This is a genomic window from Oceanisphaera marina, assembly GCF_014643915.1.
Taxonomy (GTDB): Bacteria; Pseudomonadota; Gammaproteobacteria; order Enterobacterales; family Aeromonadaceae; genus Oceanimonas; species Oceanimonas marina.
On record NZ_BMKE01000004.1, the window covers coordinates 14,692 to 30,206 of the forward strand.

Below are 15,515 nucleotides of genomic sequence, written 5' to 3' on the forward strand. Positions count from 1 at the left end.
AAGGCGAGGTCGCCTGCGATGCGGTGGCTTTTCTCCTCACACTTTACTCCTCACTGTGCATAAGATCACTCAGTTGCCAGACATCGAAGGCGGGCTCTTCGTAAGGATGTGCTTTGCGCAGTGCCGCAATGGCAGGGCGGATCAGGGCATCGTCACATACCAGCTCAACCCGTACCTCTGCTACCTGCTCAAGCGCGCCCGCCTGGCCGATAAAGGGAGTGGCATTGGCCAAGGGTCTGAACTGGCCGGTGCCACGGGTTTCAAAGCAGCATTGCTCGTAATCGCCGATTTTGCCGGCACCGGTTGCAAATACCGCCGCCTTCACCTCGGCAAGATGTGACTCGGGGACGAAAAACACCAGCTTATACATGACAACCTCAACTTATTATCCAAACGCTTAGATTAGGCTTTTTTCAGAAACTTGGGAATTGGACAGGCAGATATTCCTGGCCATGGTACCGCGTCTGACAGTAAAACCACATTCTTTACATCCAGCTCCTTGATCCGGGTAGCCGAGTTACCGGCAGTCAGGCCAGTACCTTTACTGCCGGTTCCAGGCTGCACATGCTATCGTTCAGGCAGCGCCAGTGGTTTTGATCCTGTGGTGAGTTTAGCTCTTGCTGACAGATGGCACTCAACAAAGCGCAGTGTACTGCGCTGTCTTCATCGTGCGGTCACAGCCTTGCTCGCGACGGGCTAATCATTATTGTGCTATCAACGCGGCTTGTGTGCCCATTGTCATAAAAAGACGGCGGATCCCAGTATAAAACCACCTTGCTGTTGTGGTTATGATATTGATGCCGGACAATAAAAGTCTCGTATGAGTTGTTTTATCAGGGGCCCACGCAATGGAAAATAACGTCCCAACATTAACTATAAAAGCGGATAGTGCCCAGCTGCAGGGCGCCTGGACGCTAGAACATTACGCTCAGCTGAAACGCCGTCTTGGCGCAGTAAAACCGGCCTTGCGGCGGTTAGAGGCAAGCCAGCTGAGCGAACTGGATACGGCCGGTGCCGCCTTGTTGGTCGAGCTGCTGGGTGCCCGGGCGTTATGCCAGCTGCTGCCCAACGCCACTGGCCTGTCGGTAGAGCGCCAGGCCTTGCTGTTGGCAGTGGCCGAGGCCATGAGTGATCATGAGCCGCCAGCGCAACCTCCATCCAGCTGGAGCGACAGCCTGGCCGCTCTGGGTGAACAAATGCTCAGTGGCTGGCGGCAGTTTGTCTTGCTGCTGGGGTTTTTGGGGCTCACTCTGAGCACGCTGGCCGGCACTGTGTGGGTGCCCAGTCGCTGGCGTGTGACGGCTCTGGTGGCACAGATACATCAATGTGGCCTTAACGCCGTACCTATTGTCGCCTTGCTGACCTTTCTGGTGGGGGCCGTGGTCGCCTTTCTGGGCGCTACCGTACTGGCCAACTTTGGCGCCACCATTTACACGGTCGACCTGGTGGCTTATTCCTTTTTACGCGAGTTTGGCGTGCTGCTGACCGCCATTTTACTGGCGGGGCGCACCGCCAGTGCCTTTACTGCACAACTGGGCTCGATGAAAGTTAACGAAGAACTGGATGCGCTGCGTACCCAGGGGCTGGATCCCATTACGCTGCTGGTATTACCCCGTATGCTGGCGCTGGTGATTGTGTTGCCCCTGCTGACCTTTATTGCCATTTTGTCCGGTTTTTTGGGCGGCGCCATGGTGGCGTTACTGTCGCTCGATATTTCACTGACCCAGTATTTGTCCATAGTGCAGCAAGTGCCGATCCGACACCTGTGGATTGGTCTGGGCAAGGCACCTGTATTTGCCTTGTTAATTGCGCTGATTGGCTGTCTGGAAGGGTTCAAGGTGGAAGGAAGCGCTCAGTCGGTGGGGCAGCATACGACCTCCAGTGTGGTGCAATCGATCTTTGTGGTGATTTTGCTGGATGCCATCGCCGCGCTGTTTCTCATGGAGATGGGATGGTAAACAACGCTGAAAATACCGTGATCGAGGTACAAAAGCTGGTGAATCGCTTTGGCAGCCATGCGGTGCACGATCAACTGGATCTGGCGGTGTATCGCGGCGAGATCCTGGGCGTGGTGGGCGGATCCGGCACCGGCAAGTCGGTATTGCTGCGCTCCATCGTTGGGCTGCTGCAGCCCAGGGCCGGCATCGTCAAGCTGTTTGGTCATGACTTGCCGGCGTTATCCGACGAGCAACGCAGTCAGTTGCAAAAGCGCATGGGGGTGCTGTTTCAAAAAGGCGCCTTGTATTCGTCGCTCACCCTGGAGGAAAACGTGGCGCTGGCTTTGATTGAGCAAGCGGGTTTGTCACGCCGGGATGCCACTGCCTTGGCGGTGGTCAAGCTGGCATTGGTGGGGTTGCCGGCCGCGGCGGGCAGCAAGTATCCGGCCGAGCTATCGGGCGGTATGATCAAGAGAGCGGCACTGGCGCGGGCCTTGGCGCTGGATCCCGATATTCTGTTTCTGGATGAACCGACCGCCGGGCTGGATCCCATTGCCGCTGCCGCCTTCGATCGCTTGTTGTTAACTTTGCGCGATGCTCTTGATTTAACGGTATTTTTAGTAACCCACGATCTTGATACCCTTTATGCCTGTTGTGATCGTGTGGCGGTATTATCGCAAAAACGGGTCTTGGTGGCGGATCGGCTGGAGGTAGTGGCCGCCACCGATGATGACTGGATCCGCGATTATTTTCATGGTCCTCGTGGCCGGGCCGCTCAGCAGTCGGCCAAATCATCTGCTCAGGAGTAAACCATGGAAACCCGAGCTCATCATGTATTGATTGGTATTTTTACCCTGGCGGTGGCCGCCGGTATTTTACTGTTTAGCTTGTGGTTGGTTAAAGCCGGCAGCCAGCAGGATTCGCGTTTATATGACATCGTCTTTCGCGAGGCAGTCAGCGGCTTGAGTGTAGGCAGTGCCGTTGAATACAGTGGTATTCGTGTAGGGGAAGTCGAGCAGTTATCGCTGGATCCGGACGATCCGCGTCAGGTGTGGGCGCGAGTGAGAATTGCTCGGCAAACACCGGTTAAAACCGACACCCGAGCTCGCCTGGCGCTGGCCAATATAACCGGCGCCGCCAATATTCAGCTCAGCGATGGCTCCCCCGACAGCCCGCGGCTGCAAGCCGAAGATGACGCCATCCCCGTGATCGTGGCGGACCCCTCGCCAATCGCGCAACTGCGCTTGAACAGCGAGGAGTTATTGAGTGGCTTCAAGTCGCTGATCGAAAATGCCAATGCGTTATTTTCCAAAGAGAACGGTGAACATTTCAGCCAGACACTGGCCAACCTCAATGCCACGACCGGCGTGATAGCCGAGCAGAAAACCGACTTGCGTCAAGGCATACAGGATTTGGTGCAGGCCAGCCAGCAAATGAAAGTCACCATGGATCACGCGGCAACGCTGCTGGGCAAGCTGGAAGGGCAGTTCAATGATAACGGCGAGCGATTATGGCGCAATGCCGATCAGGCGGCGGCATCGCTGGCGCGCAGTTCGGCACAGATTGAGCGGCTATTAACCCATAATCAGCAGGCACTCCATTCGGGGTTGCAAGGTATGGGCGAGCTGGAACCGACGTTGCGCGAGTTGCGCAGCACGCTGGAAACCCTGGGGGAGGTATCACGCAAGCTTGAGCAAGACCCGAGTGATTTCTTGCTGGGTGGCGAACGCATCAAGGAGTTTCAGCCATGATCATGACGCAAAGACTTGCCTGCTTTAAACTGGCTAAAAATATGCTGTGGCTGCTGCTGCCGGTGATACTGGGCGCCTGTAGCCTGCTGCCCGAATCGTCACCGGTGACCTTTTATCGTCTGCCCCCGCCACAGCTGGCCACCCCCCAGAAGCCGGTTGTGCAACGGGCGGTTACGCTACGGGTCAATCGGCCCGAAACCAGCGGTTTGCTGTCGGGTAATCGCATTGCCGTGATCCCGCAACATAATCAGCTAAGCGCCTATCAAGGGGCGCGCTGGGCGGCCAGCGTGCCGGTGCTGTTTCGCGATCAGTTAATTGAGACTTGGCAACAGCCAGGCGGTATTCAACATATTATTAGCGACAGTGAGGCATTGCAGGCCGAGATTGAGTTAAGAGGCACTCTGCGCGCTTTTCATACCGAATATCGCCAGGGCAAGCCGGTCGTGGTGATCCATTTTGATGCGCAGCTGGTTGATCCAGGAGACCGGCGCCTTGTCGCCAGCCGACGTTTTGCCACCGTAGCAGCGCCGGTAACCGCCGAAGTTCCCGACGTAGTGACGGCGTTTGGTGTGGCTCAGGCGCAGTTGAGCAGTGAAATACTGGATTGGATATTGATGACCATGGAGAGCAGGGAGCGGCGTTAAATGAGCCAGCCCAAAAGAAGGCTACGCCAGTTGTTTACCGGTCCGTCTAGGAGCCTGCTGCCTCTGGTGATGATGGGTTGCGTCATTGGCGTGGTCGCGGGCCTGGTGATGGCCAGTTTTATTGCTTTGTTGAACCTGGTGCTGGGATGGTTGAATGGCGCCACGCTGGAAGACTTTGAGTCGCTGTCGTGGGGCTGGCGCCTGGGCTTGCCTGTGCTGGGCAGTGTGTTGCTGATTCTGCTGTATCGTATTACGCCGACCTCGGCCCAAACGGTGGGGCTGGCTTATGTATTGGAGCGTTTGCAGTTTGGTCGCGGCCGCTTGCCACTGGCCAATACCCTGTTTCAGTTTGCGGCGGCGCTGATTTCACTTGCCTCCGGGCATAGCGTGGGGCGAGAAGGGCCGGCCATACAGATGGGCGCCGGGGTGGCCAGCCTGCTGGGCCAGTACACCCACAGGCCGCCCAGCCAGCTGCGTTTGTTGATAGGCTGTGGTACGGCAGCCGCTATTTCTGCAGCCTTTAATACCCCGCTGGCAGGTGTGTTGTTTGCCATGGAAGTGGTGCTGATGGAATACAGCATCCTGGGATTCGCGCCCATTATTGCCTCGGCCATTACCGCTTCTGCTTTTACTAGCTCACTGGTGGGCACGCACTCGATATTAACGCCCACTCGCTTGTCATTGGCTCATTATGGCGATATTCCCAGTTTGCTGTTAACGGGTATCTTGCTGGGACTGGTGGCGGTGCTGTTTCACACCCTGGTACGGCTGTTTTTGCGCCTGCCACTTGAATCCAGAGCCGCCCGATTACTGCTGGCCGGAGTGATCACCGGCTGCCTGGCCTTGCTGGTTCCTCAAATTCTGGGATCAGGCTACGATACGATCAATGCCACTCTGAGTGCTCAGCTTCCCTGGCTATTGTTACTGTTGATTTTGGCGGCCAAACTGATTGCCACCGCCGCCGCCATCGGGCTGGGAGTGCCGGGTGGGCAAATCGCCCCCATGCTGATGTTGGGCGTGTGTGCCGGTGGCATGGTCGGTGCCTGGGTGCCGGGCGGATCTGAGCCGGGTTTATATGCGTTGCTGGGCATGGCCGCCATGATGGGCGCCATGCTGCATGCCCCATTGGCGGCGATTGCCACTGTATTGGAGTTGTCACTGAGTGCCGAGGCAATGTTTCCGGCCATGACGGTGGTGCTCACCGCAAACCTGGTATGCCAGCATGGCTTTCGCCAGCCTTCCTTGCTTTTGACCTTGCTTAAGCAGCAGGGGCGCCTGTTGCAAACGCACCCCTTGCGCGCCGCGCTGGCGCAGCGTTATTTGTCCGAGCTGGCCAGTTTTCGGTTTGTGGAAATCGACCTGACGGCGGATCATAACTTGGCGGCGATTCTGGCGCAGCCATTACCCTGGTTGGTGATCCGGCAGGCAGAACAATGTTATTTGCTGAAACGCGACGTGCTTGAACAGGCCTATCAACAGCAGGATCCTGAGCAAGCCGTTACCCTGGCGGAGCTGCTGGCGCCCTTGCTGAATGCCAACCGACAATTACAGGAGCTCACCGAAGACACCTCTTTGCTGGCCGGCTTCAAGATTTTACAAAAGGAAGATATTCGCGGTTTTTTAATCCCGGTTGGCCGTCAGGGCATGGGGTTGGTTACCCGCAGGAGGCTGGCAAAAATGCTTACCTCGGATGAGTCTATGTATTGAAGAACAGCGCCGAGCGTCCAGCACCGAGCTAAAAAACCGAACCAGCGGGTTCGGTTTTGTTGTTTATAGGGGGGAGTGCGTTAGCCAGGCGCTTGCGCCGTTATTTGGGTTAACGCCTGTTTGGCGTGTTGTTGCCATTTTCCGGGCAGGGCGGCGGCGTGGCGCAGGCTGGTTTTTGCTTTTGCGGTCTGCCCCAGGCCTTGCTGGGTCAAGCCTAAATTAAGCCAGGCGGCGGCCAGTGTCGGGTCCTGCTCGGTGGCTTGCTTAAAGGCCTCGGCGGCGGCTTCGGGAGCGCCGTCGGCATGGCGGGCATTCCCCAGCGCAAACCAGCCCAGGGCATGTTCCGGCCAGCGGTTAACCACGGCTTGCCAGGCAGGGATGGCGGCACCGGCACCCGCCGTTGCTTCAAAGGCGGCGATGCTGTCGGTGGCGACCTGTGGCGAAACCGTGTGTGGTAACTGACCTGCCGGTAATGCCACCATGGCCCAGCGATCGCTGCGTGCCCAGGTGGCGTCGAAACGGCTCATGTCGGTCACCTGCCGGGATTGTTCACCACTGTGCAGTAGCAGCTGCTCTCTGGAGTGGTCGTAGCCGATCACGACCGCATAATGCCACATCGGCATTATGGGCAGTGCCAGATTTTGCAATACCACCACCGGATGCCCCGCACCCACTTCCGTTAACAGGGCCTCAAAACCGCCGGTTACCGGGTAGCTGATGCGTTGATGGCGGCGAACGGTAGCCAGCATTTCGGGTTGCACGCTGCCTTCTCGACCAGGCAGAAACACCTGCGGGATCAGCTGATCAACGCTCACGTCTTTGCCACTGGCGCCCAGCGCCATGGCCAATGCGGCAGGGCCGCACTGGTAGTCCCGCTGACTGTGAAACGGCACACCGGTCACATAAGACTGGGTGGGTAGTTGCGCCAGGGTGCTGGCAGATAGCTGAGGCTGGGCAGCGCAGCCGCCAAGCAGCAGGCCGAATAGTAAAACGCCCGCCAGGCGGACGTTTTTTAAAGATATTGAGCGGTTCATTAACGAGTGAACGGAAAGACGTTGGTCAAGCCCAGCAAGTCGGTCACCAGCAGCACGATAAAGACGGTGAGCAAGGCACCAATCACGGCATTGGCACCGGCGGGCATATTATCCAGCTGGTCGGCCATTTGCAGTACTTCCTGATCCGACAGCGCGGCTACCCGGGCTTCCACTTCGTTCAATTCCACACCATAATTGACCAGCTGCTCGCGCACGTCGCTTCTAGCCAATAAATCATTGATGCGTTCACGCTCTGCACTGACCTGCACGGCATCCAGTGCACTCTGGGTAGATACCAGCTGGCTGGGCTGTGCCTGTACGGCCATCGGCATGGTGCCCATCATTAAAGACAGAATCAGTAATGGATTAAGAATTTGAAATAATTTTTTCATGGTGATTATGCTCCTGAAAAAGTGAACCCCGATAGCGGGTAATGACTGCAGGCGTTCTGCCCAACTGCAGTATGACTCTCATCTTCGTTTGATTTATTAATATTAAGCGTAGCGAATCTCCATTTAAATGAGGATGATAGCAAGCATCTAGCTGTTTTGCTGGCGTCAGCTTTCGTCGACATCAGTGCCGGAATCGTTATTCATCAATGTCTTAGCCCCATTTGAATCATTTCTGGATTGCGACAATTATCGACACTCACTCGCCCTGGCCCCTTGCCCAGCAATAGCAGAGTGGCCGCGAGCCTCTTTTTAGTTTTTAGCACAGCTTTTTACTTTTAGCTCTGCGTGACGGCTGTCTTTATACGTTAGTGACATGTTGAAAAAGGATCATCATTATCAAGGTATTGAGTATGGCCCAAGGTGCCGGGCTGCTGCTGTCCGTTTTGCTATGCAGTTTGCCAGTACACGCAACCCATCAGTCTGTAGAGCAGTTAACCGTCGAAGTCATCGAGCGGTTGCCTCACGATACCCGGGCGTTTACCCAGGGGTTGGTGTGGCACCAGGACATGCTTTATGAAAGCACTGGCCTGTATGGTGACAGCAGCCTGCGCAAGGTGAATCCGCTGACCGGCGAAGTGCTGGCCAAACTTGCGCTGGATCCTGCTTATTTTGGCGAAGGGCTGGCACTGGTGGGCCAGCAGCTTATTCAGCTGACCTGGCGTGAGGGGCTGGCGCTGGTATATAACCGGGACGATTTAAGCTTGCAGCAGGCATTTCAATATGGCGGCGAAGGCTGGGGCCTGTGCTTTGATGGCCACGAGCTATGGATGAGTGATGGCTCCAGCCGTTTATACCGACGTAGCCCACACGACTTCGCCCTGCAAGGGCAGTTAGTGGTCACACTCAATGGCCAACCTCAACCTAAGCTGAACGATCTGGCCTGTGTGGGGGGGCACATTTATGCCAATATCTGGAAAGAGCCGCGGCTGGTGCGGATCAACAAAATCAGCGGCCGTATCGAGGCCGAGATAGATGCCAGCGCGCTGGTGGCAGAAAGCGGGAAGGGAAGAGATCCGGAGGCGGTACTGAACGGTATCGCCTATGATGAGCAGGCCGAGGTGTTTTACCTGACCGGCAAGCATTGGCCCACCCTGTTCAAGGTGAAATGGCAGAATAAATAGCACCGAGCATCAAGCGCCCAGCTAAACACCTGCCGTCATCCTGATGGAAATCAGGGTCTGTTTTGAGTTTTTTAGTGGTTTGTAAAAAGATACCGGGGCAAGCCCGGTAAGACGGCATGGGAATGGTGTCTGTCTTTAGTTCGGCGCAGTCATTCCCAGCATGGGCCGCAAGAAGCGGGCTGTGTGTGAACTGGTGTGAGCGGCCACTTGCTCCGGGGTGCCTGCGACCAGTATCTGACCGCCACCGCTGCCGCCTTCCGGACCCATGTCGACAATCCAGTCGGCGGTTTTCACCACATCCAGGTTATGCTCGATAATGACCACCGTATTACCGTGGTCGCGCAGCCTATGCAGCACGGTCAGCAGCAGCTGAATGTCCTGAAAATGCAGGCCTGTGGTGGGCTCATCCAGAATATATAGCGTTTGGCCGGTATCGCGCTTCGACAGCTCCTTGGCCAGCTTGACCCGCTGCGCCTCACCCCCCGACAAAGTGGTGGCCGACTGGCCGAGACGAATATAGGACAGGCCTACGTCCATCAGGGTTTGCAGCTTGCGATGAATGGCCGGTACGGGGGCAAAAAACTCGCAGGCGGCTTCTACCGTCATATCCAGTACTTCATGAATGCTCAGCCCCTTGTATTTTATCTCCAGGGTTTCGCGGTTATAGCGCTTGCTCTTGCACACATCGCAGGGCACGTACACGTCGGGTAAAAAATGCATTTCTACCTTGATCAGACCATCGCCCTGACACGCCTCGCAGCGCCCGCCCTTGACGTTGAACGAGAAGCGGCCCGGTTTATAGCCCCGGGAGCGGGCTTCATGGGTGGCGGCAAACAGCTCTCGAATCGGGGTGAAAATACCGGTATAGGTGGCCGGATTGGAGCGCGGGGTGCGGCCAATCGGGCTTTGATCGATATCCACTACCTTATCCAGCTTGTTCATGCCCTCTATGCTGCGATAAGGGGCCGGCTGGCTCACGGTGGCCTTGTTCAGCTCACGGTGGGCGATAGGGAACAGGGTATTGTTGATCAGAGTCGATTTACCCGAGCCGGACACGCCGGTGACGCAGGTCATCAACCCCAGTGGTATTTCCAGGTCGACGTTCTGCAAGTTGTTGCCCTTGGCCCCCTTCAGGGTGAGCCAGTGCTCACCCACAGGCGTGCGCTCGGCAGGAATGGCAATGCACTTGGTGCCGGACAGATACGCGCCGGTCAGGGAATCGGGATTGGCCATCACTTCGGCAGGCGTGCCCTGGGCGACGATATAGCCGCCGTGCACGCCGGCACCCGGGCCAATATCCAGTACATGATCGGCGGCGCGAATGGCATCTTCATCATGCTCCACCACAATCACCGTATTACCCAGGTCACGCAAGTGGGTCAGGGTAGAGAGTAAGCGTTCATTATCCCGTTGATGCAGGCCAATACTGGGCTCATCCAATACGTACATGACACCGACCAGGCCGGCGCCAATCTGGCTGGCCAGACGAATTCGCTGGGCCTCACCGCCCGACAGCGTATCGGCGCTGCGCGACAGCGTCAGATAATTCAGGCCCACGTTAACCAGAAAGCCGAGGCGGGCGACAATTTCCTTGAAAATCTTGTCGGCAATTTGTGCCTTCTGGCCGACGAGTTCCATGTTGGTAAAAAAGGCATGGGCCTCGCCAATAGCCATGTCTGCTACTTGCGGCAGAGTATGGTCGGCCACAAACACGTTGCGCGGGCCTTCTTTCAGGCGGGCGCCGCTGCAGCCGGGGCAGGCGCGGTGACTTTGATATTTAGCCAGCTCTTCGCGCACCGAGTTGGACTCGGTTTCGCGGTAGCGGCGTTCCATATTATGCAGAATGCCTTCAAAGGGGTGCTTGCGTACCAGCACATCGCCACGGTCGTTCATGTACTTGAAGTCGATACTGGTGCGACCCGAGCCATACAATACTGCCTGTTGCACGGCCTCGGGCAGCTCCTGATAGGGCACTTCCAGATCAAAGTCATAATGCTCGGCCAGGGACTTGAGCATTTGATAATAGTAATAGCTGCGCTTGTCCCAGCCGCGAATGGCGCCGCCAGACAGGCTGAGCTCGGGGTTGCTGATCACCTTCTCGGGGTCGACAATCTGCTGCACCCCCAAACCATCACAGGTGTCGCAGGCACCGGCCGGGTTATTGAAAGAAAAGATCCGCGGCTCCAGCTCGGCAATGGAGTAACCACATTGCGGGCAGGCGAAGTTGGCGGAAAACACCAGTTCGGTCTGGCTGCTGTCGTCCATGGCCACCACCGAGGCGATGCCGCCGGACAGTTCGAGGGCGGTTTCAAAGGATTCGGCCAGGCGCAGCTGCAGATCGTCGCGCACCTTGAAACGATCGACCACCACTTCAATGGTGTGTTTCTTTTGCAGTTCCAGGGTCGGTGGATCCGACAAATCACACACTTCGCCGTCGATGCGAGCCCGGATAAAGCCCTGGGCGGCCAGGTTTTCGAGCAGCTTGGTGTGTTCGCCTTTGCGATCCCGTACCACGGGAGCCAACAGCATCAGCTTTTCGCCTTCTGGCTGCTCCAGCACCTTGTCGACCATCTGGCTGACGGTTTGTGCCGCCAAAGGCAATGAGTGAGTCGGGCAGCGAGGCTCGCCAACCCGGGCAAACAACAGGCGCAGATAATCGTAAATTTCGGTGATGGTGCCCACGGTGGAGCGCGGGTTATGAGACGTGGACTTCTGCTCGATGGAAATGGCGGGCGACAGGCCTTCTATGTGGTCGACGTCCGGTTTTTCCATCAAGGAAAGAAACTGGCGGGCGTAGGCCGACAGTGACTCAACGTAGCGACGCTGGCCTTCTGCATAAAGAGTATCGAAGGCAAGCGACGACTTACCCGATCCGGACAGGCCGGTAATGACAATCAGCTTGTCTCGGGGCAAGTCCAGACTGATATTTTTCAGGTTGTGGGTTCTGGCTCCGCGAACTTCGATTTTATCCATCTGCAACATCACCTTGGTGTAAATTCGACCGGCTAGTATGGCACTGGATCATAAGCCCGCCAAGTTAGAATAAGGATTAATCTTGACTGCGTCCCCGTGCTAAACTAGCGCCTCTTTCCATCTTATGTGACTGCGCAAGAGGACTCATGAGCGACGAGCACGGCTTCAGCCCCCGCGAACGACGGGCTTCCTTTACCCTGGCGAGCATCTTTGGCATGCGAATGCTCGGCTTGTTTATGATCATGCCGGTGTTCGCGTTATACGGTAAAGACCTTATTGGATTTTCGCCCTTGTGGGTGGGGATAGTGATCGGCATTTATGGCCTGACCCAGGCGGTACTGCAAATTCCGGCCGGTTGGCTGTCGGATCGCATCGGCCGCAAGCCGGTCATTTATGGCGGCCTGACGTTATTTGCCCTCGGCTCTGTCGTGGCCGCCATGTCGGATTCGGTGTACGGCGTGGCCGTTGGCCGCGTGCTGCAAGGCTCGGGCGCCATTGCCGGTGCTATTCTTGCGTTGGCCGCAGACATTACCCGAGAAGAAAATCGCACCAAGGCCATGGCCATTATTGGTGTGTGTATCGGTATTTCGTTTGCCATTGCCATGGTGTTGGGCCCGGTATTGGCATCGCTGTTTGGGCTGTCGGGGGTATTTTGGACGACGGCGCTGCTGGCAGTAGTCGGTATTTTAATGGTGCGCTTCCTGCTACCGGACTCGGTGCACCGTGGCCAGATCCGTGATGTCACAGCCGCCCCCGAGTTGTTTGGCCGGCTGTTAAAAGACAAGCAGTTATTACGGCTCGACTTTGGCATCCTGTTACTCCATTTGACGCTGACCGCGGTGTTTGTGGCCTTTCCGCTGACTTTGCTCGATGCTGGTCTGGCGGCCGAGCATCACTGGTGGCTGTATCTGCCTGCTTTGTTACTGTCGTTTGTGCTGATAGTGCCATTCTTGATCCTGGGTGCACGGCGCAACATGAACAAGCAGCTGTTTCAGGCTTCTATTCTGGTGATGATGGTGGCGCTGATCCTGATGGCGGCAGGCAAGGGACATATTGCCGTGCTGGCGCTGGCCATGGTGCTGTATTTTACCGCCTTCAACTTTATGGAAGCCTCGCTACCGGCGTTCTTGTCGATGTTGGCACCGGCGGGGGCCAAGGGCACGGCGATGGGCATTTATTCGACCAGTCAGTTTTTTGGTGCCTTTTTAGGGGGCGTGCTGGGCGGTTTGCTGTTTCAGCAGCTGGGCGGCTCAGGGGTGTTTTTGCTGGTCGCGGCCTGCATGGCAGTCTGGTTCTGGCTGGCAGCGGGTATGAGCAATGTCAGCAAGGTGCGGTCTCATATCTTGCCCATCGGTGTTAATATAGAAAATACAGAACGCCGAGAGCTTTTACTGGCGCAACTGTTAGCGTTGCCCGGTGTGCATGAAGCCTTGATTATCCCGGAAGAGGGATCGGCCTACCTTAAGGTAGACGGCAATATTTTTGAATTGGATCGAGCGCAAAGCTTGATTAACCTGTAAGTACGGAGCGAGTTATGGCCAATAGAGGCATTAATAAAGTTATCCTGATCGGCCATCTGGGTCAGGATCCGGAAGTGCGTTACTTGCCTAATGGTAATGCGGTGGCAAATATTACCTTGGCCACCAGTGAAACCTGGCGCGACAAGCAATCCGGCGAGCAGAAAGAACGTACCGAATGGCACCGGGTGGTGTTTTTCGGCAAGTTGGCCGAAATTGTCGGTGAATATCTGCGCAAGGGCTCTCAGGTGTACGTTGAGGGCCGTCTGCAAACCCGTAAGTGGCAAGACCAGAGCGGCCAGGACAAGTACACCACCGAGGTTGTGGTCGATATGGGCGGCACCATGCAAATGCTGGGCGGTCGTCCACAGGGCGGTGGTCAGCAGCAGGGTGGCGGCCAGGGCAACTGGGGCCAGCAAGGCGGACAGCCACAAGGTGGTCAGCAATATGGTGGCCAGCAGCAGGGCGGTCAGGGCAACTGGGGTCAACAAGGCGGTCAACCACAAGGTGGCCCGCAATCTGCACCTCAGGGACAACCACAATATGGCCAGCAGAAACCTGCCGGGCCACAAAATCAGCCCGCCCCGGCGCCCACCTACAATGAGCCGCCAATGGACTTCGACGACGACATTCCGTTCTAGGATTCATTTGAGTTTGTTCTGTGTGTTCAAGCCTCCGCGAAAGCGGGGGCTTTATTTTTAGTGAAAGCTGAGTCATTAATGCCAGAAAGTTTAAATAACAGAGCTATCTGGTGACTCTGTAACCATCGGCGAAGAGTCGATTTCAACGCCTGTTATCGCGTAGCGAAAACAATCAGCGGTCATGGTTTAAAGCAATAAAGAAGGCCAGCAATGATGCTGGCCTTGAGCATTAAGAAAGTGAGCCAGGTTGCTAAACCGGGACGGTTTCTTTTTCGTCGATGACCGCGGCGCCTATGATGTCGCCGGTGACGTTAGAGGCGGTGCCGCCCATGCTGATCAGCGCATCTACACCGGCAATCAATGCCACAATTTCCAACGGCAAACCGAACAGACTCAACACCGCAGACAAGGTAACCAAACCGGCGGCGGGGATGCCGGCGGTGCCTATGGATAATACAGTGCCGATCACGACTATGGTCACGAAATCAAACCAGGCCAAATCCAGCCCCATGATGTTGGCGGCAAACACCAAGGAAACCCCCATACGCAACGCGCCGCCATCGGAATTGAAAATGGCCCCCAATGGCAGGGCGAAGTTGGCGGTGCGATCCGATATACCGGCCTTTTTGGCGGCTGCAATGGCTACCGGCAAGGTGGCCAGGCTGCTCGAAGTAAAGAAGGCGGTGGCATAGGCTTCTTTGGTATTGGCAAAAAACGGCCGTATCGAATGGCCCGACATTTTCAAAAAGAAGGTGTAGACCAGTGACCACAATAGCAGCAACCCCAGGTAGAAGGTGGCGGTAAACATCAACAGCGAGGAGAGCGTTTCCCAGCCTTGAGTGCCAAAAGTCGCGGCGCTGATCGCAAATACGCCGATGGGCGCATACAGCAAGATCCCCTTCAATAACTTGTAGAAAAGCTCGTTAAAAGCAGAAAACAACTGTTCAAGCAGGGCGCCGTGGCTTCTCATCTTTTCATCATCGGCAAAGCACATGCGCGACATGGCCATGCCCATGATGATGGCAACAAACAGAATGGCCATTAAGTCGCCCCCCGAAAAAGCAGCAAAGATATTCTCGGGCACTATCTTGATCAGCATATCGGAGACAACGGGAATATCCGGCTGTTTGACCGTAATATCGGGCAGTGACAACTGGTTACCCGGGCTGAGCAACAACGCCACAGATACGCCGATGAGTACCGCCATGGCGGTGGTGGCTGCATAGTAGAGAACGAGCTTGCCGCCCAGTCTGCCCATCTGTCGGATATTCATTCGGCCAATAGCGAGTGCGACCGTTAAAAAAATCACCGGCGTGGCTATCAGGCTTAACAAACGAATGAATATGGTCCCCAGAGGTTTGAGCACCGCCGCCTGCTCTTGGAACACAAGCGCCACCAGAATGCCGAGCAGGAAGCCGGCCGACATCTTGATCACCAGTGAGGTGTCGTTATATTTCTTCCATATATTCATCAAAACTCGACCAGGTTGCTTGGGGTTGGGATGCCGGCCGGCATCACTGCAGAAGCCATTAAAATAGCTATCAAGAGCCGTTTATCATTGCTGGGGGTTATATCCTTAATCTCTGCATCTCCTGTTACTGTTTTTCGTCACCCGTCATCAATCATTCAGTGAGCCACAGCGGCGTGCAGCTGAATGGTCTGTATGCCAGCCGAGCTTATGGTACATGAAAAGCTCAAGACCGTTGAAAGGCGAGGTTAGTTTCAGTGGCAATAAAAT

At 56.1% G+C, this 15,515-nt stretch carries 13 protein-coding genes; 8 read left to right on the forward strand and 5 right to left on the reverse strand.

Annotated features, from left to right (window positions below; translation table 11 throughout):
• Positions 1-43: 43 nt before the first annotated feature.
• Positions 44-370, reverse strand: a complete 327-nt coding sequence (locus tag IEW52_RS03395) for a YqfO family protein (RefSeq protein ID WP_188628677.1) — start codon at positions 368-370, stop codon at positions 44-46.
• 478 nt (positions 371-848) lie between these two features.
• Between IEW52_RS03395 and IEW52_RS03400 the strand changes: the two genes are divergently transcribed.
• The 5 genes from IEW52_RS03400 to IEW52_RS03420 are packed head-to-tail and all read left to right on the forward strand — an operon-like array spanning position 849 to position 6,039.
• The gene (locus IEW52_RS03400) at positions 849-1,958 is read left to right on the forward strand and encodes an MlaE family ABC transporter permease (protein ID WP_188628678.1); all 1,110 of its coding nucleotides are present in this window, start codon (positions 849-851) and stop codon (positions 1,956-1,958) included.
• A complete protein-coding gene (locus IEW52_RS03405) occupies positions 1,952-2,746 on the forward strand; it encodes an ABC transporter ATP-binding protein (RefSeq protein ID WP_188628679.1) in 795 nt (264 codons plus the stop codon). Before IEW52_RS03400 ends, IEW52_RS03405 begins: the two co-directional genes overlap by 7 nt.
• A gap of 3 nt (positions 2,747-2,749) precedes the next feature.
• Complete coding sequence (locus tag IEW52_RS03410; RefSeq protein WP_188628680.1) at positions 2,750-3,688, forward strand: MlaD family protein; 939 nt, start codon at positions 2,750-2,752, stop codon at positions 3,686-3,688.
• Between the two features lie 2 nt (positions 3,689-3,690).
• Positions 3,691-4,332 (forward strand): ABC-type transport auxiliary lipoprotein family protein, encoded by a 642-nt coding sequence (locus tag IEW52_RS03415; RefSeq protein WP_188628681.1) that lies wholly within the window; start codon positions 3,691-3,693, stop codon positions 4,330-4,332.
• Positions 4,333-6,039, forward strand: coding sequence for a chloride channel protein (locus IEW52_RS03420; RefSeq protein WP_188628682.1), 1,707 nt, complete (start codon positions 4,333-4,335; stop codon positions 6,037-6,039).
• A gap of 80 nt (positions 6,040-6,119) precedes the next feature.
• Here IEW52_RS03420 and IEW52_RS03425 read toward each other — a convergent pair whose 3' ends face one another.
• Positions 6,120-7,073 (reverse strand): PA2778 family cysteine peptidase, encoded by a 954-nt coding sequence (locus IEW52_RS03425; RefSeq protein WP_188628683.1) that lies wholly within the window; start codon positions 7,071-7,073, stop codon positions 6,120-6,122.
• Entirely contained in the window at positions 7,073-7,465 is a 393-nt protein-coding gene (locus IEW52_RS03430; RefSeq protein ID WP_188628684.1) for a PA2779 family protein, read from the reverse strand. Before IEW52_RS03430 ends, IEW52_RS03425 begins: the two co-directional genes overlap by 1 nt.
• Positions 7,466-7,875: 410 nt before the next feature.
• On the opposite strand from IEW52_RS03430, the gene IEW52_RS03435 reads away from it, so the two are divergent.
• On the forward strand, positions 7,876-8,646 hold the full coding sequence (locus tag IEW52_RS03435) for a glutaminyl-peptide cyclotransferase (protein ID WP_188628685.1): 771 nt from the start codon (positions 7,876-7,878) through the stop codon (positions 8,644-8,646).
• 135 nt (positions 8,647-8,781) lie between these two features.
• On the opposite strand, the gene uvrA is transcribed toward IEW52_RS03435, so the two are convergent.
• Positions 8,782-11,619 carry an excinuclease ABC subunit UvrA gene (gene uvrA, locus IEW52_RS03440; protein WP_188628686.1) on the reverse strand — a complete coding sequence of 946 codons (2,838 nt, stop codon included), beginning with the start codon at positions 11,617-11,619 and terminating at the stop codon, positions 8,782-8,784.
• Between the two features lie 146 nt (positions 11,620-11,765).
• Between uvrA and IEW52_RS03445 the strand changes: the two genes are divergently transcribed.
• Complete coding sequence (locus IEW52_RS03445) at positions 11,766-13,139, forward strand: MFS transporter (RefSeq protein ID WP_188628687.1); 1,374 nt, start codon at positions 11,766-11,768, stop codon at positions 13,137-13,139.
• 14 nt (positions 13,140-13,153) lie between these two features.
• Positions 13,154-13,777: a single-stranded DNA-binding protein gene (ssb, locus tag IEW52_RS03450; RefSeq protein ID WP_188628688.1), complete on the forward strand. Its 624-nt coding sequence runs from the start codon at positions 13,154-13,156 to the stop codon at positions 13,775-13,777.
• Between the two features lie 250 nt (positions 13,778-14,027).
• Here the strand turns inward: ssb and IEW52_RS03455 are convergent, their stop codons facing one another.
• Positions 14,028-15,248, reverse strand: coding sequence for a dicarboxylate/amino acid:cation symporter (locus tag IEW52_RS03455; RefSeq protein WP_188628689.1), 1,221 nt, complete (start codon positions 15,246-15,248; stop codon positions 14,028-14,030).
• Positions 15,249-15,515: the final 267 nt, after the last annotated feature.